Here is a 26,435-nt window from a genome sequence, read left to right on the forward strand (position 1 = left end):
ACCCTGGCGTGTTGATTTGACCAGAGCATCAGGCTGAAAGAGCCAGCCGTTGCTTAAATGTTTAAAGAACGTCTTGTTTGCACGAGAGTCGAATGCCAAGAGGAAGAGGCGATGGTGGCGGGTTCCATGTCCGTTAGTATCACTCATGCCGTCGTCGCCTTCGTCGCCGTCCCCGCTGCACCATCGCGTAAAGTTTCCTAAGGTCTACGCAAGTTCTGTAGTAGTCGCTTCGCTACACGCATCGGTCTGAAGAGCCGAGTCGATCTGTGGTGAAGCGCAAGCGCACAGAACAGCGGCGCTAGCGGTCCATTGTAGTTCTCGGTAACTTTGCATACCTTATCGGGGGTCTTTACTGCTTACTCGAATCCGACAACTGCGTGAGGAACATAAGGCGCCTCGAGTTGCTGGCGTTCGTCGTCAGTGAGTCTGACGTCGAGTGCGGCGATGGCATCGTCGAGGTGCTGCGGCTTCGACGCCCCGATGATCGGCGCAGTAACGATCGGTTTACCGATCACCCAGCTCAGCGCGATCTGTGCACGAGGAATGCCACGTTTTTCAGCGATAGTAGCAACGGCTTCGACGACTCGCCTGTCCGCATCCGCAGTCGCGGCGTAGAGGCCCATCCCGAACGCGTCTTTTTCTTGCCGGTCGCTACCCTGGTTCCAGTCGCGCGTTAGACGACCGCGCGCCAGTGGACTCCATGGCATGACGCCGATGCCTTCGTCGGCGCATAACGGCAGCATCTCTCGTTCCTCCTCGCGATAGAGAAGGTTCACGTGATTCTGCATTGTCACGAATCGCGACCAGCCGTTTGACTTGGAAACGTGCAACGCCTTTGCGAACTGCCACGCGTGCATCGAAGATGCACCGATATAGCGCGCCTTGCCTGCTTTGACCACGTCGTGCAGCGCCTCCAGCGTCTCTTCAATGGGCGTTTCATAGTCCCAGCGATGAATCTGATAGAGGTCGACATAGTCCGTGCCGAGCCGTTTGAGGCTGGCATCGATGGACTGAAAGATGGCCTTGCGCGACAACCCGGCTTCATTGGGGCGCGCGGTGCTCCCCAATGCACCTGCCGGAAAAAACACCTTGGTCGCCAAGACGACCTCGTCGCGACGCGCAAAGTCTTTCAGCGCCCGCCCGACGATTTCTTCGGAGGTTCCCGCCGAATAGCTATTGGCGGTATCGAAAAAGTTAACGCCGCTTTCGACAGCGTGCCGGATTATCGGACGGCTTGCGTCTTCATCGAGCGTCCACGAGTGCGCACCTCGGGCAGGTGCCCCGAAGGTCATGCAACCCAAGCAGATAGGGGAAACTTGCAGCCCTGTATTACCGAGACGGACGTAGTTCATATCCAACTCCTACGCTATACAAAAATTGTTGAGGCGGTCTGCCACTCAGCAGTCCGCCAGAAAAACAGGATTGCAGAAAACCACAGGAGAAGCGAAGTGTTATCCGTTTCCGTCGCGTGGTGCATCTGGTCGGCCTGTGTCGCTCTAAAGCGCCGATGTGAAATAAAGCCTTCGTCCAGCCGACGCATCGGCACCTTCTCTTTTCGCTCGTTCATGCGATACCATGGTAGTCAGTATGCCGTCGGCTGACGAGTCTTTCCATTGCAAATGGCTGACTCCGGCCTCTTGCATCTTTTCCGGGCCGTCGACGTCTCGCTTCTCCTTCGAGGCGCGTTGCAGGAGGTTGGAAAGTTCAGCCACAATGGCTTGAACACTCATTGTTCTCTGATCTCCTGCAGATTCGGCGCCTCGAGGTACTGGCTCGATTGCGACGAGTCAGAAATGCCATGATTGCGGCCCAAGTCCTCTGAGATCGGCAAGCAAGTCGTTGATCACTTTGGAATACGTATGACCCGAGAGAGCCGGAAGAATCTGCAGATACGGTCCGCTGGCCCCGCGCCGGCAACGTTCATTGCCCGAAGTAAATGTTGTCCCGTGCCGTGGCCGTCTCGGATCCTGCGGAGCGATGTCCGCTTTGAGAATGGCCTGCGTTGACGCCCCCGATGTCCGATGTGCCGGCATTCGCAGCAGCGCCGTTGGCCGCCTGCTGCGCAGCGGCCGCGCGGAGTTCGGCGGTGGGGTAAGTGGTGTCCGGTATGTCGAATGCGCCCGTCTCGCGAGCTTGAACCAGTTCGGCCCGCACTTGCGCACGGGTTCTGCCGCCATTGACTGGATCGGCGGACGCGGTGGCGGAGGCGACAACACTGGCAATAACAATAGCTGAGATCATAAAGCGTTTCATTTCGTGCTCCTTGATAGAAGAAAAGTAGATCAACAACGAAGTTGGCGACTTGCCAAGTGTTCTTCGTTGCCCGGTGAGCCTATTATTGGCACCTGTTCTCTATCCGGCAATTGCCGAAATGTGCGTATCGTCAATGCAAAAATGCACCGCTGTTTACCGTGCTTCATTCATACCCGCTAGTCACCCGGAAAGCAGTCAGCAATAAACTGCATGACGCTCCGGATGGCGGGCGCGTGCCGCAAGTCGTTATGAATGGAAAGCCATACTTCGCGAGTCAACGGCACGACGCTCGCTTCGACAACATTGAGTTCCTCGTCCCAGTCTCCAAGAAAATAAGGCAACGCAGCGACGCCGACGCCTGCCCGGGCCGCTGCGACTTGTACGTCCAGGCTGTTGCTGCGGAGAACGACCAGACGCGCGTTGGCCTGCCCGTCGAGCCATGCCTGCTGTACCGTTCCGTCCATGCTGTCGTCGTATCCGATGAATTCATAGTCTTCGGGTGCGTGAGATGCAAGGTACGCAGGAGACGCATACAGCGCGAAAGGAACGACGCCGATCTTGCGGGCGACAAGGTCCGCCTCGGTCGGCCGACTCAGCCGCACGGCAATATCCGCTTCCCGTCGTATGAGCGACACGTTGCGCGTGTCAGCAATCAATCGTACGTGAACGGCAGGATGCTGTACGCGCAGCTTGCCGAGGTTCGGCGCGATGACGCTGCTTGCCATCGAAGGAGGTGCGCTGATCACGACCTCGCCGGAGACGACCGCTTGGCCGGCAATCGACATCCGCTCTACAGCGAACGATTCTGCCTGCATGCGCTGGCCGCGTTCCGCAATGCGCTCTCCGTCCGCGGTCAGCACATAGGCCCGCGGACGACGGTCTATCAGCTTCAGTTCAAGCGACTGCTCAAGCGAGGCGATTCGGCGCGCGACTGTCGCGTGGTCGACTTTCAGTTGCCGCGCCGCTTTCGCAAGCGACTGCTCCTGACCGAACGCGACGAAGTAACGCAGATCCTCCCAGTCAAACATTGGTCTTCTCCGTGCCTGAGACCGTGGATCGTGCGCAGTCGACACAGCCTTTCATGTGGACATTTAAAGATGCTGCTCCGCGCAACGGACTCTGAAAATCGGCTATTGAACGCTATGCGGCGCAAGCAGGTGGGCAAGATAGTCGGTCGCGCTATCTTTCAGCTGACGCTCAGGAATGGTTTGATTTACCCCTTGCAAAGCGAAAATGGGGAGGTAGCGCGCACCCACAAACCGGATCGTCTGCTCGAGTGGACGCAGCATTTCCTCGAGCGTATGACCGACGCGTCCGCCGCTCTGATAAGCCGCCTCAGGGCTTCCGGTCGATACGGCCAGCCCCATCTCCTTGTCTTTGAGATTGTCGCCACCCGGTCCGTATGCCCATCCATACTCAAGCACATCGTCGAGCCACTTCTTGAGCATGGGCGGCGCGCTATACCAATACATCGGGAACTGGAAGATGATCCTTTCGTGCTGCTCGAGCAGCGCCTGTTCCGCGGCTACATCTATATTCCAGTGGGGATAAGTCCCATAGAGGTCGTGGAACCGCAGACAGGGTGCCTGCTCGATCAGCTTCGCGTACCAGGACGCGTTGATCTGAGACTCGGACAGGTCGGGATGTGCCAGGATTATGAGGGTCGGCTTGGTCATCAATTCTCCTCGTCGGCAATATGGAGAAACCTGCGTATCTGCTGCGGCGCTGCGGCTATCGCATGAGTCATCGGTCACGCATCCAAAGGGTAGGGCAAACGTCAAGTCATCGGAAGCCGATGCGGCAACAAATCCCCCGCGAGATCTTGAATTTTGCATGGAGAGCTTGCTGAATACTCAATCTGGCGGTTGCTGTTCGATCCGCCTACGGGCGCCACGCGTTTCAGCAGGATTGCTTGAGACGGTTCGGGATATATTGTGACCGACTGCGGTCGCCTTTTCACTACACAAAAACTAAAATAAGCACGCGCTGGGGTTCCAGTAGGCACTGTTGGATGCTGCGACGGTGGAACCGGACGTGGTGTGACACGCCTGCCGTCGACCAGCTCCAATTAACAGGGATGTGAGGACAAGCAGGAGCAGTCAGTTCACCCACTTAAAAGTTGACTTAACTGTTTCTCAGGCGAATTGTATTAGCGTAAATTCTCTCTCTCTGGGGGTAACCGGAACTCGCCGTTGCCGGGATCGTTATCAACGCAATTGGCCGCTGGCACGTGGGCTTCTTGATGTCAGCGTCGACAGAAGATTAAGTTCTACGAATCGTGTTGTAGAGAATTCGAATCGGTATCCGTTGAAACACGTATAGAAGTGCCGGCCACGGGCGACTAGATTATCTTCGAGGATCGCTATGAGGCGAATAGGCTGCGCGGTTGGTTCCGGACATGTGGTGAACCTCAACACGGAGAATGCAATGAAGACTAAGGAAAGAATCATCATCGTGGGTTCTAGCGCCGACACGTTCGAGCTAAAGGATGGGCGACAAGAAGCGATGGGCTACTATCTCAACGAACTCGTCATTCCAGCGCAGGCGGCCATCGACGCCGGTTATGAGATCGTTCTTGCAACGCCGAAGGGCGAGCAGCCCCTAGTCGATCAGCATTCGCTCGTGGCGGACCACTTTGGCGGCAGCGAGGAGGCGTTGCAGAAGGCACTCGATTTCGTCGCCACGAACTCCGGCATGCGCAACCCGCGTTCGATCCGCTCCGTAATCGATGAAGGGCTGGAAAACTACGTCGGCGTGTTCGTGCCAGGTGGTCACCCGCCGATGGTCGACCTTATGCAGGATCCAGACCTGGGTGAGGTTTTGCGGCATTTTCATGCAAAATCCAAGCCCACTGCGCTTCTCTGTCATGGCCCGATTGCCGTTACGGCAGCCATGCCAAAGGCCGTGGCATTCCGGCAGGCGCTGGTGGAAGGCGATGTGGAGGGCGCAAAAGCCGCAGCCGAAGGTTGGCAATATACCGGCTATCGCATGACCGTCTTCTCGAATGACGAGGAGAAGTATGCCGAGGAGAACGTCATGGGCGGTGGCAAGGTGCCGTTCTACGTTGTCACCGCTCTGGAAATTGCTGGAGGCAAGGTTGAGACCAAAGGCTTGTTCGTCTCCAACGCGGTTCAGGATCGCGAACTCATCACCGGTCAGAATCCGCCTTCCGATCATGCTGTCGCAGACCTGTTCGTGAAGGCACTTGATCGCCATGTAGCTGAAAAAACCGCCGTCTGACGTACCGGGACGACATCTCCGCAGTCGGCATCGCCTCACCAACGAGGTTAGCTGGCGGGCATCCCACGATCACAAGACATGGGGCGTTATCACAGGTTGTTGCGGGTACTCGGGGCAGGAGGGGAGAAGCGCCGGGGTCATCAGGATACCTTGACGATCACGTTACTCGCTTCCTAATCGATGCTCGCTTGACGAGTCCACTCATTCGGAGGCGTCCATGCTTTTCCAGGTTCAAATCGCCGTTCGGGTTCCACACGACGCGGACATGGTAGCCATCAAGGCGCTTAGCATGGATGAAATCGAGCTCGCCAAGGCGCTCCAGCGAGCAGGAAAGTGGTTACACATCTGGCGCGTCGCCGGGAAGTGGGCAAATATCAGCATCTTCAAGGTCGACGATGCGGACGAGCTTCATGAAATCCTCAACTCGCTACCTCTGTTTCGCTATATGGAAATAGAAGTAACCGCACTTTGCCGTCATCCGGCATCGATCGAGGAGGCACAACAAGCACCTTGATGTGGGTGTCAGGCGACAACAAACCGGCGTAGGCATGCTGAGGTTCGGTGCTGTGCCCGTCAGCTGGTTAATTGCCGGGATGAGGTGTGAATCTCGTGCCTCCTGTTATTTTTCACCTTCACCCCAAACGTAGGAGAAACATCATGGTCGATGTCACGAGAAACGACTTCAAGCGTGTCTGGTTCATCACCGGCGCGTCACGCGGCTTGGGAGCGCTTATCGCCAAGGCAGCCCTGGCTGACGGCAATGCGGTGGTCGCTGCCGGTCGCAATGTCGCAGCGATCGCCGAGCATCTCGGTAACTCGCCGGCACTGCTGCCCGTGGCACTGGACGTGACAGACGAAGTGCAGGCGAAGACCGCGGTCGAAGCCGCGGTTGAAAAATTCGGCCGTGTCGACGTTCTGGTCAACAACGCGGGCTTCGGCTTGCTCGGCGCCATCGAGGAGTCCAGTGATGCCGACGTGCGCCGCATGTATGACACCAACGTATTCGGGTTGCTGAATATCACGCGCGCGGTTCTGCCGGTGATGCGCTCGCAACGATCGGGCCACGTCATCAATATGTCGTCGATCGGCGGCTATCGGTCAGGTCCTGGATTCGGTGCCTACAGTTCAACGAAGTTTGCAGTCGAAGGTTTGACGGAGGCACTGTACGCAGAGCTGAAGCCGCTCGGAATTCACGCAACGGTCGTGGAGCCTGGATACTTCCGTACGGATTTTCTGGACAAGTCGTCGCTCGTGGTGGCCCGGGAGGTAATCGAAGATTATGACCAGACGTCGGGAAATGTTCGCCGGGTCGCTGCAAGCCTGAACCACAACCAGCCGGGAAACCCCGACAAGCTGGCGGCAGCCATCGTCGAACTGGTCGACGCGAGAACGCCTCCGCTGCGACTTCCCCTTGGCACCGACACGCTGAAGGCCATCGCAGAGAAGAATGCCTATGTCACGCAGGAAACTGAAACCTGGAAGGCACTGTCGGAATCAACCGACTTTCCCACTTGATGGATGGTGCGTGGCGATCGGCGAATAGGAACGTTCCGACAATCACTTTTCGCCCAAGAGAATCGCCGACGTTACGCGCGCGGGACGGCGTGCAAGCGGGCGTTATAGCGACAAGATAGTGACCGGTGCCGGCCAATACAGACGGCGGCCCTCAAGGCAGAGATTGTTTATCGATTCTGGCCATCGTCTCTTACTTCCATGCAAGCAGTCTGCGCTTGCGGGGGCGGCTGAACCATTCGGTTCGGCAGTCAACGGCTCCGATGATCTCATCAACGATTCGACTCGTCGGATGGTTACGGCCGGCTGCTCTGGCTCGGTTTCGCTGCTGGGCACCAATGGACTGCGCAGGCATCTCTGCGGAAGTGGATCTTCGTGTAGCCGACCGTGCCGCGCTGGGCCGCCGGTCGGCGTGAACACGCTATGCACGTGCACTGTTAAAACGCGCGCGCGCCGGCTTCAACATGCACATTGCAAGGACGGCGGTACTCAGATCGAGCGCAATCGCGCAGCCGAACACCGGCACCCAGCTACCGGTTTGCTGATGCAGCAGCGCGGCCAGCGGGCCGCCGAAGATTGAGCCAATCCCGAACGAGATGTAAAGCCAGCCGTAGTTCGCGGTGGCATAACGGGTACCAAACGTGTCGGTCAGGGTGGAGGGGAACAGCGAAAAAATCTCGCCCCAGCCGAAGAACACCAACCCTGACAGCAGCACGAACAGGACCGCGTTATCGCGCGTCAGCAGCCAGAGCGCCATCGCCACACCTTCCAGCGCGAACGCGAAACACATCGTGTTTTCGCGCCCCAGGCGATCCGATATCCAGCCGAACAGCGGACGGGTCAGACCATTCGTGAAGCGGTCGATCGTCAGTGCCAGCGGCAACGCGGCGAGCCCGAAGACTAGTATCTTGCTGACGCCGAAGTCGGCGGCGAAGCTTGCCATCTGCGACGTAACCATGAGGCCCGAAGTAGACATCATCGTCATCATCGCGAACATCAGCCAGAACAGCGGCGTCTTGAGCATCTCGGACGGTCGGTAGTCGCGCGTCGTGACTGCTGTCGGTGATACCGCTGAGCCGACACTGTCCGCCGCAGGCGGTACCCGCAGGCCCTGCGAGGCGAGGAGGCCGATCACTGCGAAGATGATGCCATAGAGCCACAACGTGGATTCGACACCGTGCGTTGCCAGCGATGCAGAGATCGGAAAGGTGGTGACAATGGCGCCCATGCCGTAGCCCGCGGCCGCTACACCAGCAGCGAAGCCGCGTCGATCGGGAAACCAGCGGACCACGAATCCCACCACGCCGACGTAGACGATGCCGGTACCGAGACCGCCGATGCAGCCATACGTGAGGTACAGCATCGACATACTGTGCGCATACGAAGCCAGCACCCAGCTCACGCCTGCCAGCAACGTACCAATCGAGATCAGTATGCGCGGCCCGAAACGATCAATTAGCGCACCCTGGAATGGTGAAAAAAATGCCTGCAGTAGCACCAGCAGCGAGAATGTGACCTGCAGCTCTGGCAGCGCGATGCCGTACTTGGCCATGAGTGGCTTCGTCATCAAAGTCCATACATATTGCGGACTCGAAATCGTCATCATGCAAACAAGTCCAAGTCCGAGCTGGATCCAGCGGGTATGTGCGGCTGTTTGCGCGACGGGCGAGGCGGCGCCTTTCAGTGATTGCGTGCGGGTGTTCAATGTGTTTCTCCGTTTTGGATTGAAGTATCGACAGATAGACGGACGTGCGCCGTGCTTGCGGTCGGCGCGAACGCTCGCGGGTCGTCGATTCAAAAGGGTGCGGGCGGAGCGGCCGCCCGCTGGTTGGCAGGCACGCCTACCAGCCAGCCGCGGCCCCGTCGCTGCGCGGGTCGTAGCCTGCTTCCAGACAGCCGTTGCCGTGCCGGATAATCGCGCCGGCGTGGCCCATTGCTTCGTCGTACGGCCGCATCTGCTCAACCTCATGGCCGAGACGACGTAGCGCATTGAATGTGTCGGCGGGAAACCGCGCCTCTAGCTTGAGTGATTCATTGGTTTGCCCCCAGGTCCGGCCCAGCAGCCAGCGAGGCGCATCAATAGCGGCCTGCGGATTCCAGCCGAAGTGCGCGATTCGCGAAAACACGGCGCTTTGCGATTGCGGCTGGCCGTCGCCGCCCATGTTTCCGTACACCATCGTGCGTCCGTCAGCGAAGCGAGCGAGCGCCGGATTCAGTGTATGAAACGGCCGTCGCCCGGGCGTAAGCGGATTGCGCGCAGAGCGATCGAGCGAGAAACTACAGCCGCGGTTTTGCCAGTTGATACCGGAAACTGGAAGCACAAGGCCACTGCCGAACTCGTGATAGATGCTCTGAATGAAGCTGACAGCCACGCCATCGCCGTCGATCACGCCGAGCCACACCGTGTCGGCCGGTCCGAGACCACGACCCCACGGAGCGGCCGCAGACATTGAAATCCGCTCGGCCATGGCGTCCAGCACAGGCGGCGCAAGCAGCGCCTGCGGATCGATGTCCATGTAATCCGGGTCGGTGATGTGCTTGTCGCGTATGGCGAACGCGAGCTTGGTCGCCTCCACGCATGCGTGGACGTACTCGGGCCCGAGCGGATCCATATCGTCGCGCAAGACACGGTCAAGCACACCGAGAATCTGCAGCGATACAAGCCCTTGTGTAGGCGGTGGCATGTTGTAGATCGTGCCGAGCGAATGCGTGAGTGCCAGCGGCGTGCGCAGCCTTGCGCGATGCTGTTCAAGGTCGGCTAGCGACAGTGGACTTTCGAGGGCACGCAGGTCGCCCGCGATGCTGCGTGCGAGGTCGCCCCGGTAGAAGTCGTCAAGACCCGCGTGTGCGAGACGCTCGAGCGTTGCGGCGAGGCGTGGCTGCACAAAGCGCTCGCCGACGGCCGGCACGCCCAGCGGGTTGTCGCTCGTCAGAAACGTTTCTGCGAACCCCGCGACCGATTCGAGTTCGTCCCGCTTGAGCGCGACGCATTCGGACTGACTCCTCGTGACCGGAATACCACCTCCTGCATAGACGATTGCGTCTTCCAGCAGGCGCGCGACCGGGAGCTTGCCGCCGAGCGCGTCAGTGGACCAGCGATGCGCCAACGCCCAACCCGACACTGTGCCGGCCACCGTATTTGCCGCCAGCGGTCCGCGAAACGGGATGGATTGCAGGCCGTGTGCGCGGTAGGCGTCGATCGTCGCCGCCGATGCCGCCGCTCCACACGCCTCGATTCCAATGGGCTCTTCGCCCGGCCGCGAAATCAACCAGAAGCCGTCGCCGCCGATGCTGTTCATGTGCGGATACACCGCTGCGATGGTCGCCGCGGCGGCAATCATCGCCTCGACGGCATTGCCTCCGTCGCGCAGGATCGCGAGCGCGCTTTGCGACGCCAGTGCATGGGGTGTGACCACCATCCCGCGGATGCCCCGCACAGGATTTAAAGATTCTGCTGACATGTTTCCTCAAACAATCAATCGATCATTACCACCCGCTCAGTCGCTACGGGTTCGCATGATCAGGACATACTTCTGGCTTTGAGCGAAAAGCAACGGCGGCGCTCCGGCCGGCTCCCCCTTTCCTTCCACCCACTCGGCAAGCGACAGCAAACCGGCGTCGCATTGACTCGGACCGATCAGTAACACGCCACGGTCCTCGTTGAACTTGAATCACTTCGCGCTACGCTTACGTGTCTGCTCCGCGTATCGTCAGTACGCGGTTGGTCGACACCCGCGAAGCGCCTGTCGTGGGCGCTCAGTTATGGATCCGTCGGTTGTCGGTGTATATAGATGCAAATAGCAACAATTGAAATATCCACATTTATTTGCACAAAACGTGCCATGGCGCAAATACCCCGTATAAGTGCGAATCGCCTGATTTCAGGTGTTGGCAAGGCTCCGTCATGTTCGAGAAGGGTGCAGGCACGCGCAAGAAAGGTGCATCAGGCACGGCGGAATTGGCGGCGCACCGCCTCTGGGCGAAACGAGACGTTCGGCGGCGAAAGACCACCGCAAGTCACTCAGGATCGAAAATTGATGCGAGAGCCGCTTCCAGAATTGAAGTGCGGTGCCAACGCAATCGCATTGGAACGTCGATGTTGCGGCTTGAGGGTGACGCGCGAGGGCGGAGCAATACCCGACGACATGACCGAGTCTGCCGTGGCGTTACAGGAACTCAACCAAACCATTTCGAGCAGCAGAGCGACGCCAAAGGGGCTGCCGCGCATCAATTCGACGCGTGCCTGGATAGTTGATCGAAGCTTCCTTTCGGGGGCGTCGAAGATGTCTGCTTGAACAGTACCTCAAATAGGTCCAATGACCCGGAGAGGTGAGGGGGCCGTTGTCGCGCCCGGAATCGGTACGACAACGATCTTGCATTGCGTAATGCACCGTCCTCGCGCGCACTCGCACAAGTCCCGCGCATTGCAGTGTGCTCTCGCGAGTGCAAGAACCGGATACGCCATACCTACGGGATTTTCCGCACAATGGCACGCTTCATGCCTATAAGAGTGTAATTTTCAATTGTTGTAAGTTGCAATCAATTAGAAATAGTGGAGTCGGAGGCCCGCCTGTCGGAGGCGTCCTGCCCATCACTTTTCACCAGGAAGGATCCCTACCCATGGAAGACTATTTTGTATTCAATTCCGGAAACGTGGTGCTTCAATCCGGTATCACGTTCAGAGATGCCAGGCTCGCCTATCAGACCTATGGAGAGTTGAATCCAGAAAAATCGAATGTCATTCTGTATATGACGTCATTTTCCGCGCATCACTATGACATCGACTGGATGGTCGGTCCGGGCAAGGCGCTGGACACCGACAAGTACTTCGTCGTTATTCCAAATCTGTTCGGCAATGGACTGTCTTCCTCGCCCAGCAACGCAACCGAGCCCTTCAGCGGAAGCCGCTGGCCGAATTTTACGATTGCCGATAACGTCGCGATCCAACACCAGCTGCTGACGCAAGAATTCGGCATCGACGTTTTGCAATTGGCGTGCGGGTGGTCGATGGGTGGGTTGCAGGCGTATCACTGGGCGGCAATGTATCCGAACATGGTCAGGCGGCTGGTCGTTCTCTGCGGTGCGGCAAAGACCTCGCCGCACAATCAGGTATTCATCGAGGGTGTGCGCGCGACCCTGACGACGGATCCTGGTTTTCAAAACGGAACGTTCGTCAACCGTCCCGAGCGCGGTCTGCGGGCCATGGGCCGCAACTACGCTGCCATGGCGATGTCGCAAACGTTCTATCGTGACGAAGTGTGGCGGGCGGCCGGCTTTTCCTCGCTCGAAGACTATCTCGTGATGTCGTGGGAAGCGAATTTCCTGAAGCGCGACGGCAACAATCTGCTGGCTCACCTATGGACATGGCAGCATGCGAACATCGCGGCCAATTCCAAATACAACGGCGATTTTCACGCGGCGCTGAAAGCGATTACGGCGAAGGCATTGATTATGCCGAGCGAAACCGATCTGTATTTCCAGGTGGAAGACAACCGTATCGAGGTCGCGCAAATGCGAAACGCCAGGCTCCTTCCCATTTCATCTATCTGGGGCCATCGCGCCGGGCTACCGTCAAGCAATCTGGACGATGCCGCATTTATTTCCGCTGCAATAACCCGGCATCTTGAGGACTGAAGTGCCGGGCATGCTCCGGCTGCGCCTCGGGTACCGCCTGCAGTCATTAATCGGCGCCGCAAGCTTCCAAACCGATGCTGTCGATCAACGTTGCGGAAGTCGCTGATGCAGGTTCCGAGTAGCCGGTGCATGCGGACCCACGGCCTTCTCCCTTATCAATGAGCTTTTATAGCGACATACTTCGTACTGCGATGGACTGAAGTGGATGTTTCTGCAGACTACGTCGTCACATTTGTCTCGCATCCGTGCGGGCTGGACAGTGCAAGAATGTTGTTCGCATTGCAGATGATCAGCGCGTTCCGCATCGATCGTTTTTCTCTGGGCAACGAGCGCCACCGCTGGACTCAGCGTTGCACTAATCGTCGGTGACAACAGTTCCCTTGTGCTGCCATCTTGCCAGTTCGCTTGTTGCGAAAGACCGGGTAAGCGCACTTCGAATATCGCGCAAAGACCCTGTGTCGACGAATGCCAATGTCGCGCCCGGAATCGGTGCAACGGCGATATTGCGTCGCGTGATGCACCGTCATCGCGCACGCCAAGCATGATTTCTGCGCATGGTCATGTGTCCGTTGCGTTATGAAAAACGCCGGATTTCCCCACGAACACAAGGCTTTTCGCATCGTGGCACATTTCGTGCAAACCTGTATAAATGGTAGATTTCAATTATTGAAATTTGCAACTATATCGGCATGGTCCTAATGCATGAGCAACTTGTCGAAGGTGCCATTTTCAAGACTGGAGCATCTGAACTTACCCCTCGATGTACTAAGCGTGTTGGCCAGTAGCGCGGCGTCGGCGCCCCCAGGCAAGCATGCTGCATGTGTCATTTCGTGTCACCTCTTTCTACGGAGTTGAAGCATGAGCACCCAGAGTTTTGGCGCCCGCGTCCGCGCGCCGCTTGCACTTTCACTACACAGCCGCTGGTGGCAATTGTTGTGCGGCCTCGTATGTGCGATGGTCGCGTCCAATCCCCAATACATCTGGACTTTGCTGACGCGTCCGCTCACGGCGCAGCTCGGCGTGTCGCTGCCGAGTCTGCAGGTCACCTTCTCCATCCTGATTGTCTGTCAGACTTTTCTGTCGCCGCTCGAGGGCTATTTAATCGAGCGCTTCGGGCCGCGCTGGTTGCTGGCCGCGGGTGGCGCGATCACGGGTCTAAGCTGGGTACTGACGAGCCGTGCAGAGTCTCTACTATCCGTTTATCTCTGCTATGGCGTCCTCGGCGGGATCGGCGTTGGTATTGTCGTGGTCGGCACGATCGGGCTGATGGCACGGTGGTTCCCAGACCGCCGCGGCTTTGCGATAGGGGTAGTTATGGCGGGTTTCGGCATGGGCGCGATGCTCACGACGTTCCCGATCACTATTGGCATCGCCAGATACGGCTATCAACATACGCTGGTCGTCTATGGCGTGATCCTTGGCGTGATCGGCATACTTGCCGCCCTCGGCATGAGGTTGCCGCCTCCCGGCTACATGGCGGACTGGCGACCGCAGACGGCCAGCGCCGTGCTACCCGATACGCGGCCCGGCAACATGCTGCGCACCCCGCTGTTCTGGCTGATGTTTGTGATGATGTCGATGATGGCGACGTCCGGCCTGATGGTGACCTCACAAATGGCGATCTTCACGCGAGATTTCGGCATGGCTGGGGTCACCGTGTTCGGCCTCGCGGCGCTGCCGCTTGCGCTGACGATTGATCGTGTGGCGAATGGCGTGACGCGGCCTATGTTCGGCTGGATATCGGACCTGATTGGGCGCGAGCACACGATGCTGATTGCATTCGGGATGGAAGCGGTAGCGATGACCTTGTGGCTCATGTTGCGGCACGACCCGCTGTTGTTCGTACTGCTGTCAGGCGTCGTCTTTCTCGGCTGGGGAGAGATTTTTTCGCTTTTCCCTTCAACGCTCACGGACACCTTTGGCAGCAAACATGCGATCGTCAACTACGGGTGCCTGTCTTATGCGCAGGGCGTCGGTTCGATCCTCGGCGGCCCGTTGGCCGCGATGCTCCATCAGCATACGGGCGGCTGGGACGCGGTGTTCGGCACTGCTATCGTATTGGATAGTTGCACCGCGGTGCTCGCGATCGCCGCACTCGGGCCGATGCGCCGAGCATGGTTTGCCCGTGCATCCAGGCGCGCGTGATGCAGCCGTCCATGGCGATCCGCGGTACGTGGTCAGCCGCGTCACAGTGTACGAGTTGGAGTTGAGTTGCGCGACATGGTCGCCTTTCAATTTGCCTGATCGCTGGTGTTGCCGTGCTTGCTTGCCTTATTCTTGGGTATTGAGGCATGCTCGTGCCGTGCGGCAAGCGCCGACTTGCACGCAGTACGGGATTGACCGCACGATGATGCTCGTCGCGCACAAACGCGTAAAATTTCATTTATTGCAGTGTGCAACTGAATCAGGATGGTTGAATTGGAGAGCAGCATGTCGAAGGCGCCTTATCCAAGATTGGAGCATCTGAACTTCCGCCTCGATGTACTAAGCGCGTTGGCCAAGAACGTGGCGTCCGGCCTCTACGAAGCCGAATGCGGCGTAACCCTGCGCGACCTACGCGTGCTGCGTTTCGTCGATATGCAGCCGGGCATCTCCCTCGGTCCGCTGGTTGATCTCACATACATCGAAAAGACGCTGGTTTCGAAGCTGGTCACCACGTTAGCTAAGCGCGGCTTGCTGACGCGCTCCACCGGCACAACGGATGCACGTGTCATCAATCTGCACTTGACCAGGAAAGGCAAGGCAATTGTCCAGAAGAGCGATCGGATCGGCAAGATTTTCGATGAGCAGCTCATGTCCGTTCTGTCAGCGGAGGAAAAGCAAGTGCTTTTCCACTGCATCGACAAGCTTACGGACCACGTTGAGGAGGGCGGTGAATGGACGCTCCCGCCGAAACGACGCAAGCGCACTGCCTGAATCATTTTTGTCATTAGTTGTTCACAGCGCTCCAAAACCGGACATTTTTCTCCTTACCGGTGTGGCAATGGAAACAAGACTTTGGCACATTTGCCGGAGACGCTGGACTACGGCGCGCAAACGACCGCTAAGGCGGGAGGCGACCATTCCATCTAATTAGCCAAAACCGGACATTTCTAAAAAGCCCTAACACCAAATGTCGAGGCCAGATACAGATGTCGGGGGGCGGGCTAATTAGAGATGTCGGGTTTCAGGACCGGTTTTTAGCCTTGTCAGCCTTCTAAATCTCTCCTGAACGGGTCATTTCCCCACCGCGGCTGCCCGCCTTTCGGCCGTTCTCAGGATGATGCCATTCAGGTCCGCTTGCGTGAGTTCGCGCTGCTTGCGCGTGCCGCTCTTGCGCATCTTCGGCTTCACCGGTTCGCCCTGATTGGTCCTTGACGGCGACCCCGAGATGCGCCGGTTGTCGCGCTCCAACTGCACCTGTTTCGCCACCTCCAGCACATGTCCCAGCCGCTTGTTATCGACCACCGCCCCCTGGTCCATGTCGGAAAGCCGGTCGTACTGGCGATAGGTCAGGGCGCTTCCATTGGCCCGGATCTCAATGCGCCCATCCGGATACTCGATCACGTCCAGATAATGATGAATCAGGCCTCGGTTGAGCGGCGTATCGTCCAGCAAATACATCACGCGATCGTACTGGACGGTCAACGTCGCCGACACGCAGCGCGAGACCCGGCACGTCAGAATCAGATCAAGATTCTCATCCGCTCTGAGCGGCCGATGCGCGTTATACGCGCTCTTGGGCACCTTGCCAAAGCGTTCGTTGAAGTCAGCAATGAAGTGGGGCGCATAGGCGTTCGCCGCTTCCTTCGTGTCGATGTGGCGCAGTCTTAACTCCTTCACGAGCCGGTCCTGCAAGGTCAGGTTGGCGCGCTCCACGCGCCCCTTGGCCTGGCTGCTGTTGGCACATAACGTATCCACGTTCAACTCGTACAAGGCCCGTCCGTATTGGGTTACGCCCTTGCCGGGCGTGCTCGCCGGATTGTTGCAATGGAACACGCTCGCGCGGTCGCTGTAAAGTGCGACTGGCTTGCCATACGCCTCGATGTACCGACGTGTCGCCTCGAAATAACTGAAGGTTGATTCCGTCGCGGTGAAGTGCAGGGTCATCAGCCGGCTGGTGGCGTCGTCGATGAACACCAGCAGCGTGCACGCCGGCGCGCGCTCCTCGAACCAGCGGTGATCGCTGCCATCGATCTGGATCAGCTCGCCCAGGCACGAACGCCGGTTCCTCGGCTGGTGAATCTTGGGCGGACGCTGCTTGCGCGGAATCCACAGCCCGGCGTCAGTCATCAGGTGCCGGACGGTTTCGGCCGCGAGCGTCAGCCCGTGAGATTCTCTGAGCTTCTCGCACGCGAACGTCGGCCCAAAATCGGCATAGCGCTCGCGAATGATCGCCAAGGCATGATCTGCCAGCCCGGCAGCCAATTGGTGATTGCTTGGTCGCTCGCGCTTGCGTGAAATCAAACCCGCGGCGCCTTCGCTTCGATACCGGCTCGTTAGCCGTTCCACCTGACGCCGGCTGATGCCCAGACGCTCAGCAGCACGCCACGGCATCAGCAGTCCATCGGCGACCGCCTGGATCGCCTTCAGTCGCTCAAGCTCACGCATGCTCATGGTGATCATCCCAGTGCGGTCCATGACGACTCCCAGCGACGGCAGAGTCCCAGCATGGGCCTGATCGAGCCTCGAGTGCGACGTTTCTACTTGGCTCAAGTACGACATTACTACTTGGGGCCTACAACAAAATCGTTGATAATTTATCTTATGTCAAATCTGTTCACTGAAACCAATCCCCCGAAAATCAACCACTTCCGCCGTGCAAGATGTCGCTATATTTAGCGTCAATCGCAAACGTCGTTGCGGGCCGTGACACGTTGCATCCGTTTGCGATCGCGGGTGGGTCGTTGATGACTTCGACAAGACTGTCAATGTGATGTTCCGCCTCGACAACCCGAAGCGAGCCCAAGTGCAGCGGCCCTCACCACGTCCTCCAAAACTGCGACCAGTGCCGGTCGCGATGCGCGGTGGGTGGTAAAGCCCGCAATCGATACGCCAGCGTCCAACGAGTAATACACCGCGGTTCCCCCCAGAACCCCGCGTGCGAATAACACTCGCGACCATCTACGCGCTTCACTGAAATGCCCAGTCGATATTCTTCAGCGCCCTCATGCTCACCTTTGCGCAGCATTTCGGCGAGCGTGGCGGGCTTATCGAATACGCGATGCTCGAAAAGGTCCTGGTGAAACGTAGCAAGATCACGAGCCGACATGACGAGCCCTCCACCGCCATAAAGATCCAGCGTCGCGCTTAAATCGGTTACGTCGGTCACGGCGACGTCGTCGAGAAACTGGCGCGCCCGTGCTTGCGTTTGCGCAGGTTGAGACTCGACGAGTTCCCACCATGTCGATGCCAGCCCGCGTTCATCAAAACGCAACTGATGCCGGACACTATGAGCCAGTGGCGCTTGCGTCACACGCTCGACAATGTCGCCGAGCAAAACGTATCCGGTATCGGAATACTTGTACCGTTGGCCGGGCTCGCTGGTCGGACCTGCGTACTGGCACGACAGGCCAACTTGCTCCTCTCGGGTCCAATGATGCGTAGGGTTGGCGAGCACCGCCTTGAAATAGCGCGGGTCGTCGGCGTGATCGTAGATGCCCGCGCTATGGCTCAAGAGATGGCGAACCGTGATCTTGTCAGTGTGGTATCCGCGGGACGACAACAGGCGTTCCAGCGTGGGCGCAAGCAGTGAAACGATGGGGGCATCGAGGGGAATGACGCCCTGCTCCCAAAGCCGCAGCACCGTCGCGGCAACGAAGGTCTTGGTATTGCTGGCAACGCGCAGCGGGGTATCAGTGGTGAGCAATCGGGCGATGGAGGTGTCGACCATCCCCGCCGCAACACCCCACGGGTTCGGCACGTTTTTGCCCGCGACAAAAATGGCCATCGCTGCGTGCTGCTGGTGCAACGCCGCGGTCAAGACTTCCGGTCGTAGAAACTCCAAACCCTTCTCCTGATGATCGATAAAAATCAAGTTCAACTTGGCGCTGGCGCACCTCGAAGATTACCGGGAAACGCGCGGCAAACGGATCGGCAAAAAAATACTTTGCGCTGGATTTCAGCCGGTGTTCATGCGCCACCGGCCGTCACAATTGCCCCTGATAACTCCCCGTCGTGCGACTTGACTGGACATCATTAACACGAATGATTATCATTTAGTGACCCGAGTACGCAGGCGTCCGTCAACGAAAAGGGTGCAGAACAGGAGCCCTTTTCATGCACCAGCAAATCGTCAATCCTACGGAAAGCGAGTCTTCTCCGGACAGCAGATTGAGCGTGTCCGTATGGGAGAACGTGATGCGCGAAGCCGTGCGTACTTCTCGCGCCGCACCGCGCAATGTGACGTTGAAGACTTACCAGCAAGCCCTGGGAATCGCTCATCGACTGATTGAGCAACCGCCTCCAGGACGGGCCGACGACTGCGTGGCCGCACTGGTTGTGTCGCATCACAACCTGGCCGACCTCCACGCTGAACGAGGCGATATTGACAGCGCCGCCGAGCATTTTTGCCGCGCTCACGAGACCCTCATCTGCCTGTTTCTGGACGACCGTGCGGATAGAAGCCTGCAACAAGCCGCATTGCGCCACAGTCGCGAAACCCACATCGCGTTGCTGAACCATCTCCGCGTGCATGGAGCCCATCCGCTCGTGACCCGTGCGCTTGGCGCAGGTGGCCTTGCCTTGAGCGCCGCCCAACCGATACCGCACTGATTCTCAAACTCTCAAACCCAAACCGGAAAAGGAAACTGCAATGCCCTACACGTTGCCCGCCTTGCCCTATTCTTTCGATGCACTCGAACCCCACATTGATGCCCGTACGATGGAGGTTCATCACACGAAGCACCATCAGACTTACGTCAACAATCTGAATGCAGCAGTGAAGGACACGGAGTATCAAGACCTGCCGGTTGAATCGCTGGTGGCGCAAATCGATTCGCTGCCCGAGCCTCTGAAATTGCCGGTGCGCAACAACGGCGGCGGCCATGCGAATCACAGCTTGTTCTGGACCGTCATGTCGCCTCAGGGCGGCGGCGAACCTGAAGGTGAACTGGCACAGGCTATTGATGCCGACCTCGACGGATTTGCCGCTTTCAAAGACGCTTTCACGAAGGCGGCGCTGACGCGTTTTGGCAGCGGCTGGGCATGGCTTTGCGTCGACAAGCAAGGGCGCCTGGTCGTTGAAAATACGGGCAACCAGGATAGTCCGTTAATGGCTGGATTGATGTCAGGCAACCACCCTATTCTCGGGCTCGATGTCTGGGAGCATGCGTACTATCTGAAGTATGAGAACCGCAGGCCTGAGTACATCGCCGCGTTCTATAACGTGATCAACTGGCCTGAAGTTGCGCGCCGTTATGCAGCCGTGCGTGCTTGAAGAACGGCTTGAGAATGTAGCCAGCACGGTCAAGAAATTGTTGCGCGACCCCAGCACACCATTGCTGAGGTCGTGCACCAATTTAAGGCTGGCAATGCCGAACAACCCTCGCGGTCGTTGCCACGCTTGCCACTCAAATAGCAGTCAAATCACCGGTCAAATTTTCAAAGTCTTTCCAGCTGCTTGCGCGTCGTCATTGCTATTCCCAGCGGGATCGCAATGCCGACGAGAATCCCCAATACCGATCCAAACACCTGCGCAATACTCATCGGCGTAAGCGCCGACAGGCGAATAAATCCCGGCGATAACAGCGCAAGAACCGTTTCGAAGGTCTGCGTCAGCATCATTGCTCCTTGTTCATGCGGGCTTAAGCACCTTCTTGTGTTTGCTCGTCGCCGGTTGCTTGAACATCGCCTTGCATTCAGGACTGAGTTGCTGAAGATGAGCCTTCATGCAGACGGTGATTTTCTGCTCGTTCGGAATATCCGCGGCACAATAGCGAAGCGCGTCGCCTTTGCAGGCCGCGGTCTGCTCATCGCGGGTCGCGGCAAACGCCGTACTGCTCAGCAGAATTCCAAGTAAAGAAACAGTGGTAAGGATAAAACGGGACATGGCAGTGGAAAAAAGTAGCAATATCGTGTCGTTCAGCAAATCGCGCGCCCGCTCTTCTTGTCTGTCGTTTGAGCATGGATGGAAGTACCAATGACGACGACTCGCCGGACGACTGCTGATCCGTCCTCGTACTCTTCGCTGGGCCTTCTCCTGCGCGTCATCAACCATCCGCGAATATTGGAACGTGCCCGCCCCTCCCGACCAGTGCGCACAGTACGCAACTATTGTGTCAACATGCGCGACTTCATTTCATTCGCTACACGCATCTCTTCATGGCTTCGAGCAACGCGCATCACGCGACCGGGTGGGCAGCAGGGTTAATCGCTGCTGCTGTCGTCAGCAAGGCCGGCGCAGCCGGTCCGTATCACCTCTGGGGCGTACTGAGTTTTTGTGCGGGCGTGTTTGGCGGCACTGCGCCGGACTGGCTCGAAGTGGCATGGTGGACGAGGGCGCGAAGATTATGGATCACGCATCGCACGCTCACGCATTGGGGTGTCGGCTGGGTTGCATTGCTCGCCGTTTCATACCATTTTCTCGGCCTTCACCCATGGGCTGCCGTCAGTTTCGGCTTCGCCTGCGGCGGCCTGATGCATCTCTTCGCCGACTGGCCCAACCCGCTTGGCGTACCCTGGCTCGTCTCGCGGCACTCCCTGAATTGGTGGAACAGCGGCCGATGCGACGCGTTGATTGTCGGCGCGGCATGGATCGCGGCGGCCGTGGCTGTAGACCACGTCTGGTTTCACAGCGTGTTCGGCCTCAGGCTGCTTCACGCGCTCTAACCGCAAACGCACGTGTCGCGCGAGTCTGCCGAACGCTTTGATTTTCCGGCCTTCCTTCATCAACGATCCATTACCGGGCAATCGCTCGATCAAAGCGCGTGTCCGCGCCGATGCCATCGACTATTCATCCGCACAGGATCAGACCAGCGGACATTTTCACGGCCCAGCCGCTGCCAATGCGCTTTCCCAACCACTTTGTTTCTATCGGAAAAGCGACGCAAAACCTGTGGATTCTGATCGGCCTCCGACGTCGAGCGTCACGTCGTACGAAAGCCGCAACGCACCTGAAGCCCCTGCCCCATGGTTCATTATTCGCCATGCGCGGGGATCAGATCGTTTGTTGCGGCGCAATAAAACCCGCTCACCGCGTTTGAGGAATTATTTTTCGCTGGTGACTATCGGCGTCAGTCGTCCGGGCAACACCGCCGTCATAAGGCGCGTGTCCACGATCCCTTCAACAGACGGAGACACGCACTTGTTCCTATACGGCTATGGTCCACTGCTGCTGGCGGGCGCGAAACAGACGATTGCACTTGCGGTCCTGTCTCTCGCGGTATCCATCCTGCTCGGGCTCGCCGGTGCAAGCGCCAAGCTATCGGGCAACCGTGTTACGCGCGGTATTGCCACTGCCTACACCACGCTGATTCGCGCGGTGCCCGACCTGGTCCTGATGCTGCTGCTTTTCTACAGCATCCAGATCGCGATCAACAACCTGACCGATGCGCTAGGCCTGGAGCAATTCGACATTGATCCCTTCACGGCCGGCGTCCTCACGCTCGGTTTCATCTACGGCGCCTACTTCACCGAAACCTTTCGCGGCGCATTTCTCGCGGTGCCGCGCGGCCAACTGGAAGCCGGCAGCGCCTACGGCATGAGCGGCGCGCGGGTGTTCGTGCGCATCCTGTTTCCGCAGATGATGCGTTTCGCGCTCCCGGGGATCGGCAACAACTGGCAGGTGATGATCAAGGCGACGGCGCTGGTATCCATCATCGGTCTCGCCGATATCGTCAAGGCCGCGCAAGACGCCGGCAAAAGCACCTACAAGATGTTTTTCTTCATCATGGTTGCGGCCGCAGCCTATCTCGCCATCACGACTGTCTCGAACATCGTTCTGTTGTATCTCGAACGTCGCTATTCCACGGGCGTGCGGCACGCCGACCTCTAAGCCGACTCTCAGCTACCTCTCAGCTACCTCTCAGCTACCTCTCAGCAAACAGGGAAACGCGACCATCATGATCCAGATACTTGCCGATTACTGGCGCCCGTTCCTTTACTCCGACGGCATGCGCGCCTCGGGTCTTGTCGTCACTTTGTGGCTGTTGGCGAGTTCGCTTGCGCTCGGTTTTATCGCGGCCGTGCCGCTTGCCTGCGCGCGTGTATCGAAGAACCGCTGGCTCGCCGCTCCGGTGCGCCTTTACACTTACGTGTTTCGCGGCACGCCGCTCTATGTGCAGTTACTGCTGCTCTACACCGGCATGTACGGTCTTGAGTTTGTGCGCTCGCAGTCGCTGCTCGAAGCCTTCTTTCGCAGCGGTTTCAACTGCGCGATCCTGGCCTTCGCGCTCAATACCTGCGCGTACACCACCGAGATTTTCGCCGGTGCGATCCGCTCGATTCCGTACGGTGAAGTGGAAGCGGCACGCGCGTATGGCATGAGTACCTTCACGGTGTATCGGCGTGTGATCCTGCCGTCCGCGCTGCGACGCTCGCTGCCGCTGTACAGTAACGAAGTGATCCTCATGCTGCATGCCACGACGGTCGCGTTCACCGCCACCGTACCGGACATCCTGAAGGTCGCGCGCGACGCCAACTCAGCCACTTATCAATCGTTCGAGTCCTTCGGGCTCGCGGCGCTGATCTACCTGGCGGTGTCGTTCGTGTTGATCGGCGCGTTCCGGCGGGCGGAAAAGCGTTGGCTTGGGTATCTGGGCACGAGCCGGCGTTAGAGGTCGGCGTTGAAGGCCGGCGCTTGAGGTCATCGTTTAAAATCAGCCAGCTAGAGCGTTACCCTAGTTTGAATTGCAGTTTAGTCAACTACCCGGGAGTATGAGTTGGAGCCAACCGCCAAAGATGCCGCGACGAAGCTGGTCGCGCAAGACATTCACAAGCGCTACGGCGACAATGAGGTGCTCAAGGGCGTGTCGCTTTCCGCTCGTGCGGGCGACGTCATCAGCATCATCGGCGCGAGTGGCTCGGGCAAGAGCACATTCCTGCGCTGCATCAACTTCCTTGAGAGGCCGAACGCAGGGCAGATCGAGGTGGATGGCGAGACGGTGCAAGTCAAGGCCGACCGTGCGGGCAACTATGAGGTGGCCGACCGCAAGCAGTTGCAGCGTGTACGCACGAAGCTCGCGATGGTGTTCCAGCATTTCAATTTGTGGTCGCATATGACCGCCATCGAAAACGTGATGGAAGCGCCGCGACATGTACTCGGTCTCTCGAAGAAAGAGGCGGAAGAGCGTGCGCGGATGTATCTTGAGAAAGTGGGACTCGCGCCTCGCATCGAGAAGCAATATCCTTCGCATATGTCCGGCGGGCAGCAGCAGCGGGTGGCCATAGCGCGCGCGCTGGCGATGCATCCCGACGTGATGCTGTTTGACGAACCCACTTCCGCCCTTGACCCGGAGCTGGTCGGCGAAGTGCTGAAGGTGATGCAGAAGCTTGCCGAAGAGGGCCGCACGATGATCGTGGTTACGCACGAGATGGGCTTTGCGCGCAACGTCTCGAACCACGTGATGTTCCTGCATCAGGGACGCACCGAAGAAGAAGGTGCACCGGCCGAGGTGCTCACGGCGCCGAAGAGCGAGCGGCTGCGGCAGTTTCTCTCCGGTAGTCTCAAGTAAGCACGTGAGCATAAGCGCGAGCGTTAACCCCGGGTCGGGCCCCGGCCCGGGCGCCAAGCCACTCAAGGTCGCAGTCGTGGTGCTGCCTCCCTGCTCCATGAGCGGCGTAGGCATGATCCTCGACAGCCTGCGCCTCGCGAACGAGATCGACGGCCACGCGCTCTACGACTGGCAAATCTGCTCATGGGACGGCCGGCCTCTGACATTCGCAGGCGGCGCGCAGCTTCACGCCGATACCGCATTCGGCGACGCCATCAGTTGCGACTGGCTGATCGTGGTCAGCGAGCGGTATCAGCAATTCGCGGACTATCGGTTATTCCTGCAAAGCCTCGCGCGTGTGGGCAGCCGCACACCACGCGTGACCGGCATTCACCACGGTGTCTGGTGGCTCGCGATGGCGGGCCAGTTGAGCGCCTATCGCGTAGCGGTGAACTGGGAGACCTATCAGCAATTCGCCGAGGAGTTCGAGCGTTCGATCGTCACGCAGCAGATCTTCGAAATCGATCGCGATCGTTCGACCTGCACCGGCGGCCAGGCGACCGTCGACTTCATGCTTGCAATGATCGCGCGCGATCAGGGCGCGGATCTGGCGGAACGGATCGCCGATTCGCTTGGCATTGGCGTATTGCGCTCGGGAGAAGAACGCCAGCGCATTCCGTTCGTGACCGCGCCGGGCGAGCGCCATCCGAAGCTCAACGACGCGCTGCAACTGATGGAAGCAAACATAGAAGACCCACTCGCCACCGATGAAATCGCCGGCCTTGTCGGTATCTCACGACGCCAGCTCGAACGGCTGTTTCGACAGTACCTGGGCGCGATGCCATCGAAGTATTACGTCAACCTGCGCCTCACCAAAGCGCGCACGCAATTGCAGCGCACCAGCAAGTCGGTGGTGCAGATCAGCCTTGCGTGCGGGTTTGCATCGGCGGCGCATTTCTCCAATGCTTACCGCGACCGCTTCGGCGTGACACCCCGTGAGGAACGCCGCAACTGGATCGAAAAGCATAGCGGACAGGCACCCGACGAACCACGTGGCGGCGCGTTGCTCGGTTCGTCGCGTGAGCCTGTTTGATTGAAGTCTTTTTGCCAGCTTGAGCATCGCCCCCATCTCAAGTTCACCGGCACCGACCGTGCGAACGCTTAAAATTACCGCCCCACTCCCGAGAGGTATGCATTGAAGAAGGTTTATTGGATGAAATATAAAGTCGCTGCTTTCACACTTGCTGCCAGCACGGCACTCGCCGCCTCATTCGCCGTATCAAGTGCGCAGGCGGCGGATCTCAAGGAAATTCGCTTTGGCGTCGAGGCGTCGTATGCGCCGTTCGAATCAAAGTCACCGAGCGGCGAGCTGATTGGTTTTGACATCGATGTCGGCAACGCCGTATGCGCGAAGCTCAAGGTCAAATGCATCTGGGTCGAGAACTCGTTCGACGGCCTGATCCCGGCCTTGCAGGCACGCAAGTTCGACGCGATCAACTCGGACATGACCATCACCGACCAGCGCAAGGCAGCCATCAACTTCACGAATCCGATCTACGCGATTCCGAACCAGTTGATCGCCAAGAAAGGCACCAGGATCCTGCCCACGGTCGATGGCCTGAAGGGCGCCCACGTTGGCGTACTGCAAGGGTCGATCCAGGAAGCCTACGCGAAGGCCAGGTGGGCGACGGTTGGTATCGACGTCGTGTCGTATCAGGCGCAGGACCAGGTTTACGCGGACCTCGCAGCCGGTCGTCTGGATGCGGCGTTCCAGGATGCGGAAGCGGCGTCCAAGGGCTTTCTGAAGACACCGCAGGGTGCGGGCTTCGCGTTCGCCGGACCTGCTGTGGTCGATGAAAAGCTGCTCGGCGCGGGTGTGGGTTTCGGCGTGGCGAAGAATAACCACGCGCTGAAAGATGCCCTTGATCAGGCGCTGACGGATCTGAAGGCTGACGGCACGATCGACAAGCTCGGGTCGAAATACTTCGACGTGAAGGTGGTGGTGAAGTAAGAGCGTTTCGTTATCGGTCCTGCGGCGCGGGGCCGGCTCTCCAGGTAGACACCAGGTCTCCCGGTTACATCACAACTCATGCTGCGGCCATACGCTTTTTTGATCGCGTACGGCGCGCTGTATCATCACGGGCTAACACCAGGCTTCGAGTTCAT

The 26,435-nt window shown here is 58.6% G+C and carries 25 protein-coding genes; 14 read left to right on the plus strand and 11 right to left on the minus strand.

Features of this window, described 5'->3' with window-relative positions:
* Window positions 1-356: 356 nt before the first annotated feature.
* From JWR14_RS20945 to JWR14_RS20965, 5 genes are all read right to left on the minus strand, one after another.
* Complete coding sequence (locus tag JWR14_RS20945) at window positions 357-1,352, minus strand: aldo/keto reductase (RefSeq protein WP_299710830.1); 996 nt, start codon at window positions 1,350-1,352, stop codon at window positions 357-359.
* Window positions 1,353-1,496: 144 nt separating this feature from the next.
* The gene (locus tag JWR14_RS20950; RefSeq protein ID WP_299710833.1) at window positions 1,497-1,730 is read right to left on the minus strand and encodes a hypothetical protein; all 234 of its coding nucleotides are present in this window, start codon (window positions 1,728-1,730) and stop codon (window positions 1,497-1,499) included.
* A 190-nt stretch (window positions 1,731-1,920) separates the two neighbouring features.
* Window positions 1,921-2,253, minus strand: a complete 333-nt coding sequence (locus JWR14_RS20955; RefSeq protein ID WP_299710835.1) for a DUF4148 domain-containing protein — start codon at window positions 2,251-2,253, stop codon at window positions 1,921-1,923.
* Window positions 2,254-2,429: 176 nt separating this feature from the next.
* Window positions 2,430-3,281, minus strand: a complete 852-nt coding sequence (locus JWR14_RS20960) for a LysR family transcriptional regulator (RefSeq protein ID WP_299710838.1) — start codon at window positions 3,279-3,281, stop codon at window positions 2,430-2,432.
* Window positions 3,282-3,383: 102 nt separating this feature from the next.
* Window positions 3,384-3,929 carry an NAD(P)H-dependent oxidoreductase gene (locus JWR14_RS20965; protein ID WP_299710840.1) on the minus strand — a complete coding sequence of 182 codons (546 nt, stop codon included), beginning with the start codon at window positions 3,927-3,929 and terminating at the stop codon, window positions 3,384-3,386.
* Between the two features lie 751 nt (window positions 3,930-4,680).
* Between JWR14_RS20965 and JWR14_RS20970 the strand changes: the two genes are divergently transcribed.
* The 3 genes from JWR14_RS20970 to JWR14_RS20980 all read left to right on the plus strand — a co-directional run bounded on the left by JWR14_RS20970 (window position 4,681) and on the right by JWR14_RS20980 (window position 7,008).
* Window positions 4,681-5,493: a type 1 glutamine amidotransferase domain-containing protein gene (locus tag JWR14_RS20970; RefSeq protein WP_299710843.1), complete on the plus strand. Its 813-nt coding sequence runs from the start codon at window positions 4,681-4,683 to the stop codon at window positions 5,491-5,493.
* A 217-nt stretch (window positions 5,494-5,710) separates the two neighbouring features.
* Complete coding sequence (locus JWR14_RS20975) at window positions 5,711-6,007, plus strand: muconolactone Delta-isomerase family protein (protein WP_299710846.1); 297 nt, start codon at window positions 5,711-5,713, stop codon at window positions 6,005-6,007.
* A 143-nt stretch (window positions 6,008-6,150) separates the two neighbouring features.
* Window positions 6,151-7,008, plus strand: coding sequence for an oxidoreductase (locus JWR14_RS20980; RefSeq protein WP_299710849.1), 858 nt, complete (start codon window positions 6,151-6,153; stop codon window positions 7,006-7,008).
* Window positions 7,009-7,426: 418 nt separating this feature from the next.
* Here the strand turns inward: JWR14_RS20980 and oxlT (JWR14_RS20985) are convergent, their stop codons facing one another.
* Entirely contained in the window at window positions 7,427-8,710 is a 1,284-nt protein-coding gene (gene oxlT / locus JWR14_RS20985; RefSeq protein WP_299710852.1) for an oxalate/formate MFS antiporter, read from the minus strand.
* Window positions 8,711-8,846: 136 nt separating this feature from the next.
* The gene (locus tag JWR14_RS20990; protein ID WP_299710856.1) at window positions 8,847-10,466 is read right to left on the minus strand and encodes a gamma-glutamyltransferase family protein; all 1,620 of its coding nucleotides are present in this window, start codon (window positions 10,464-10,466) and stop codon (window positions 8,847-8,849) included.
* Between the two features lie 982 nt (window positions 10,467-11,448).
* Between JWR14_RS20990 and JWR14_RS20995 the strand changes: the two genes are divergently transcribed.
* The 3 genes from JWR14_RS20995 (at window position 11,449) to JWR14_RS21005 (ending at window position 15,555) form a co-directional block, all read left to right on the plus strand.
* The gene (locus JWR14_RS20995) at window positions 11,449-12,639 is read left to right on the plus strand and encodes an alpha/beta fold hydrolase (protein ID WP_366144578.1); all 1,191 of its coding nucleotides are present in this window, start codon (window positions 11,449-11,451) and stop codon (window positions 12,637-12,639) included.
* An 858-nt stretch (window positions 12,640-13,497) separates the two neighbouring features.
* Entirely contained in the window at window positions 13,498-14,784 is a 1,287-nt protein-coding gene (gene oxlT / locus JWR14_RS21000; RefSeq protein ID WP_299710859.1) for an oxalate/formate MFS antiporter, read from the plus strand.
* Between the two features lie 285 nt (window positions 14,785-15,069).
* Complete coding sequence (locus tag JWR14_RS21005) at window positions 15,070-15,555, plus strand: MarR family transcriptional regulator (RefSeq protein ID WP_299710861.1); 486 nt, start codon at window positions 15,070-15,072, stop codon at window positions 15,553-15,555.
* 300 nt (window positions 15,556-15,855) lie between these two features.
* Here the strand turns inward: JWR14_RS21005 and JWR14_RS21010 are convergent, their stop codons facing one another.
* Entirely contained in the window at window positions 15,856-17,259 is a 1,404-nt protein-coding gene (locus JWR14_RS21010) for an ISNCY family transposase (RefSeq protein ID WP_299710863.1), read from the minus strand.
* A gap of 340 nt (window positions 17,260-17,599) precedes the next feature.
* A complete protein-coding gene (locus JWR14_RS21015) occupies window positions 17,600-18,625 on the minus strand; it encodes a serine hydrolase domain-containing protein (RefSeq protein WP_299710865.1) in 1,026 nt (341 codons plus the stop codon).
* A gap of 272 nt (window positions 18,626-18,897) precedes the next feature.
* On the opposite strand from JWR14_RS21015, the gene JWR14_RS21020 reads away from it, so the two are divergent.
* Window positions 18,898-19,392, plus strand: a complete 495-nt coding sequence (locus JWR14_RS21020; protein WP_299710868.1) for a hypothetical protein — start codon at window positions 18,898-18,900, stop codon at window positions 19,390-19,392.
* 40 nt (window positions 19,393-19,432) lie between these two features.
* Window positions 19,433-20,056 (plus strand): superoxide dismutase, encoded by a 624-nt coding sequence (locus tag JWR14_RS21025; protein ID WP_299710871.1) that lies wholly within the window; start codon window positions 19,433-19,435, stop codon window positions 20,054-20,056.
* Window positions 20,057-20,220: 164 nt separating this feature from the next.
* On the opposite strand, the gene JWR14_RS21030 is transcribed toward JWR14_RS21025, so the two are convergent.
* Entirely contained in the window at window positions 20,221-20,400 is a 180-nt protein-coding gene (locus JWR14_RS21030) for a hypothetical protein (protein ID WP_299710873.1), read from the minus strand.
* Between the two features lie 13 nt (window positions 20,401-20,413).
* Window positions 20,414-20,836 (minus strand): hypothetical protein, encoded by a 423-nt coding sequence (locus tag JWR14_RS38610; RefSeq protein WP_366144579.1) that lies wholly within the window; start codon window positions 20,834-20,836, stop codon window positions 20,414-20,416.
* A gap of 104 nt (window positions 20,837-20,940) precedes the next feature.
* Here JWR14_RS38610 and JWR14_RS21040 point away from each other — a divergent pair, with 104 nt between their 5' ends.
* From JWR14_RS21040 to JWR14_RS21065, 6 genes are all read left to right on the plus strand, one after another.
* The gene (locus tag JWR14_RS21040; protein WP_299710876.1) at window positions 20,941-21,447 is read left to right on the plus strand and encodes a metal-dependent hydrolase; all 507 of its coding nucleotides are present in this window, start codon (window positions 20,941-20,943) and stop codon (window positions 21,445-21,447) included.
* 475 nt (window positions 21,448-21,922) lie between these two features.
* Window positions 21,923-22,612, plus strand: coding sequence for a histidine ABC transporter permease HisQ (gene hisQ / locus JWR14_RS21045; RefSeq protein ID WP_299710879.1), 690 nt, complete (start codon window positions 21,923-21,925; stop codon window positions 22,610-22,612).
* A 67-nt stretch (window positions 22,613-22,679) separates the two neighbouring features.
* The gene (locus JWR14_RS21050; protein WP_299710882.1) at window positions 22,680-23,393 is read left to right on the plus strand and encodes an ABC transporter permease; all 714 of its coding nucleotides are present in this window, start codon (window positions 22,680-22,682) and stop codon (window positions 23,391-23,393) included.
* A 105-nt stretch (window positions 23,394-23,498) separates the two neighbouring features.
* Entirely contained in the window at window positions 23,499-24,290 is a 792-nt protein-coding gene (locus tag JWR14_RS21055; protein ID WP_299710885.1) for an ABC transporter ATP-binding protein, read from the plus strand.
* A 97-nt stretch (window positions 24,291-24,387) separates the two neighbouring features.
* Entirely contained in the window at window positions 24,388-25,362 is a 975-nt protein-coding gene (locus JWR14_RS21060) for a GlxA family transcriptional regulator (RefSeq protein WP_299710897.1), read from the plus strand.
* Between the two features lie 120 nt (window positions 25,363-25,482).
* The gene (locus tag JWR14_RS21065; RefSeq protein ID WP_299710888.1) at window positions 25,483-26,280 is read left to right on the plus strand and encodes an ABC transporter substrate-binding protein; all 798 of its coding nucleotides are present in this window, start codon (window positions 25,483-25,485) and stop codon (window positions 26,278-26,280) included.
* Window positions 26,281-26,435: the final 155 nt, after the last annotated feature.

The sequence above is a fragment of the Caballeronia sp. genome (assembly GCF_028292365.1).
Lineage (GTDB): Bacteria > Pseudomonadota > Gammaproteobacteria > Burkholderiales > Burkholderiaceae > Caballeronia.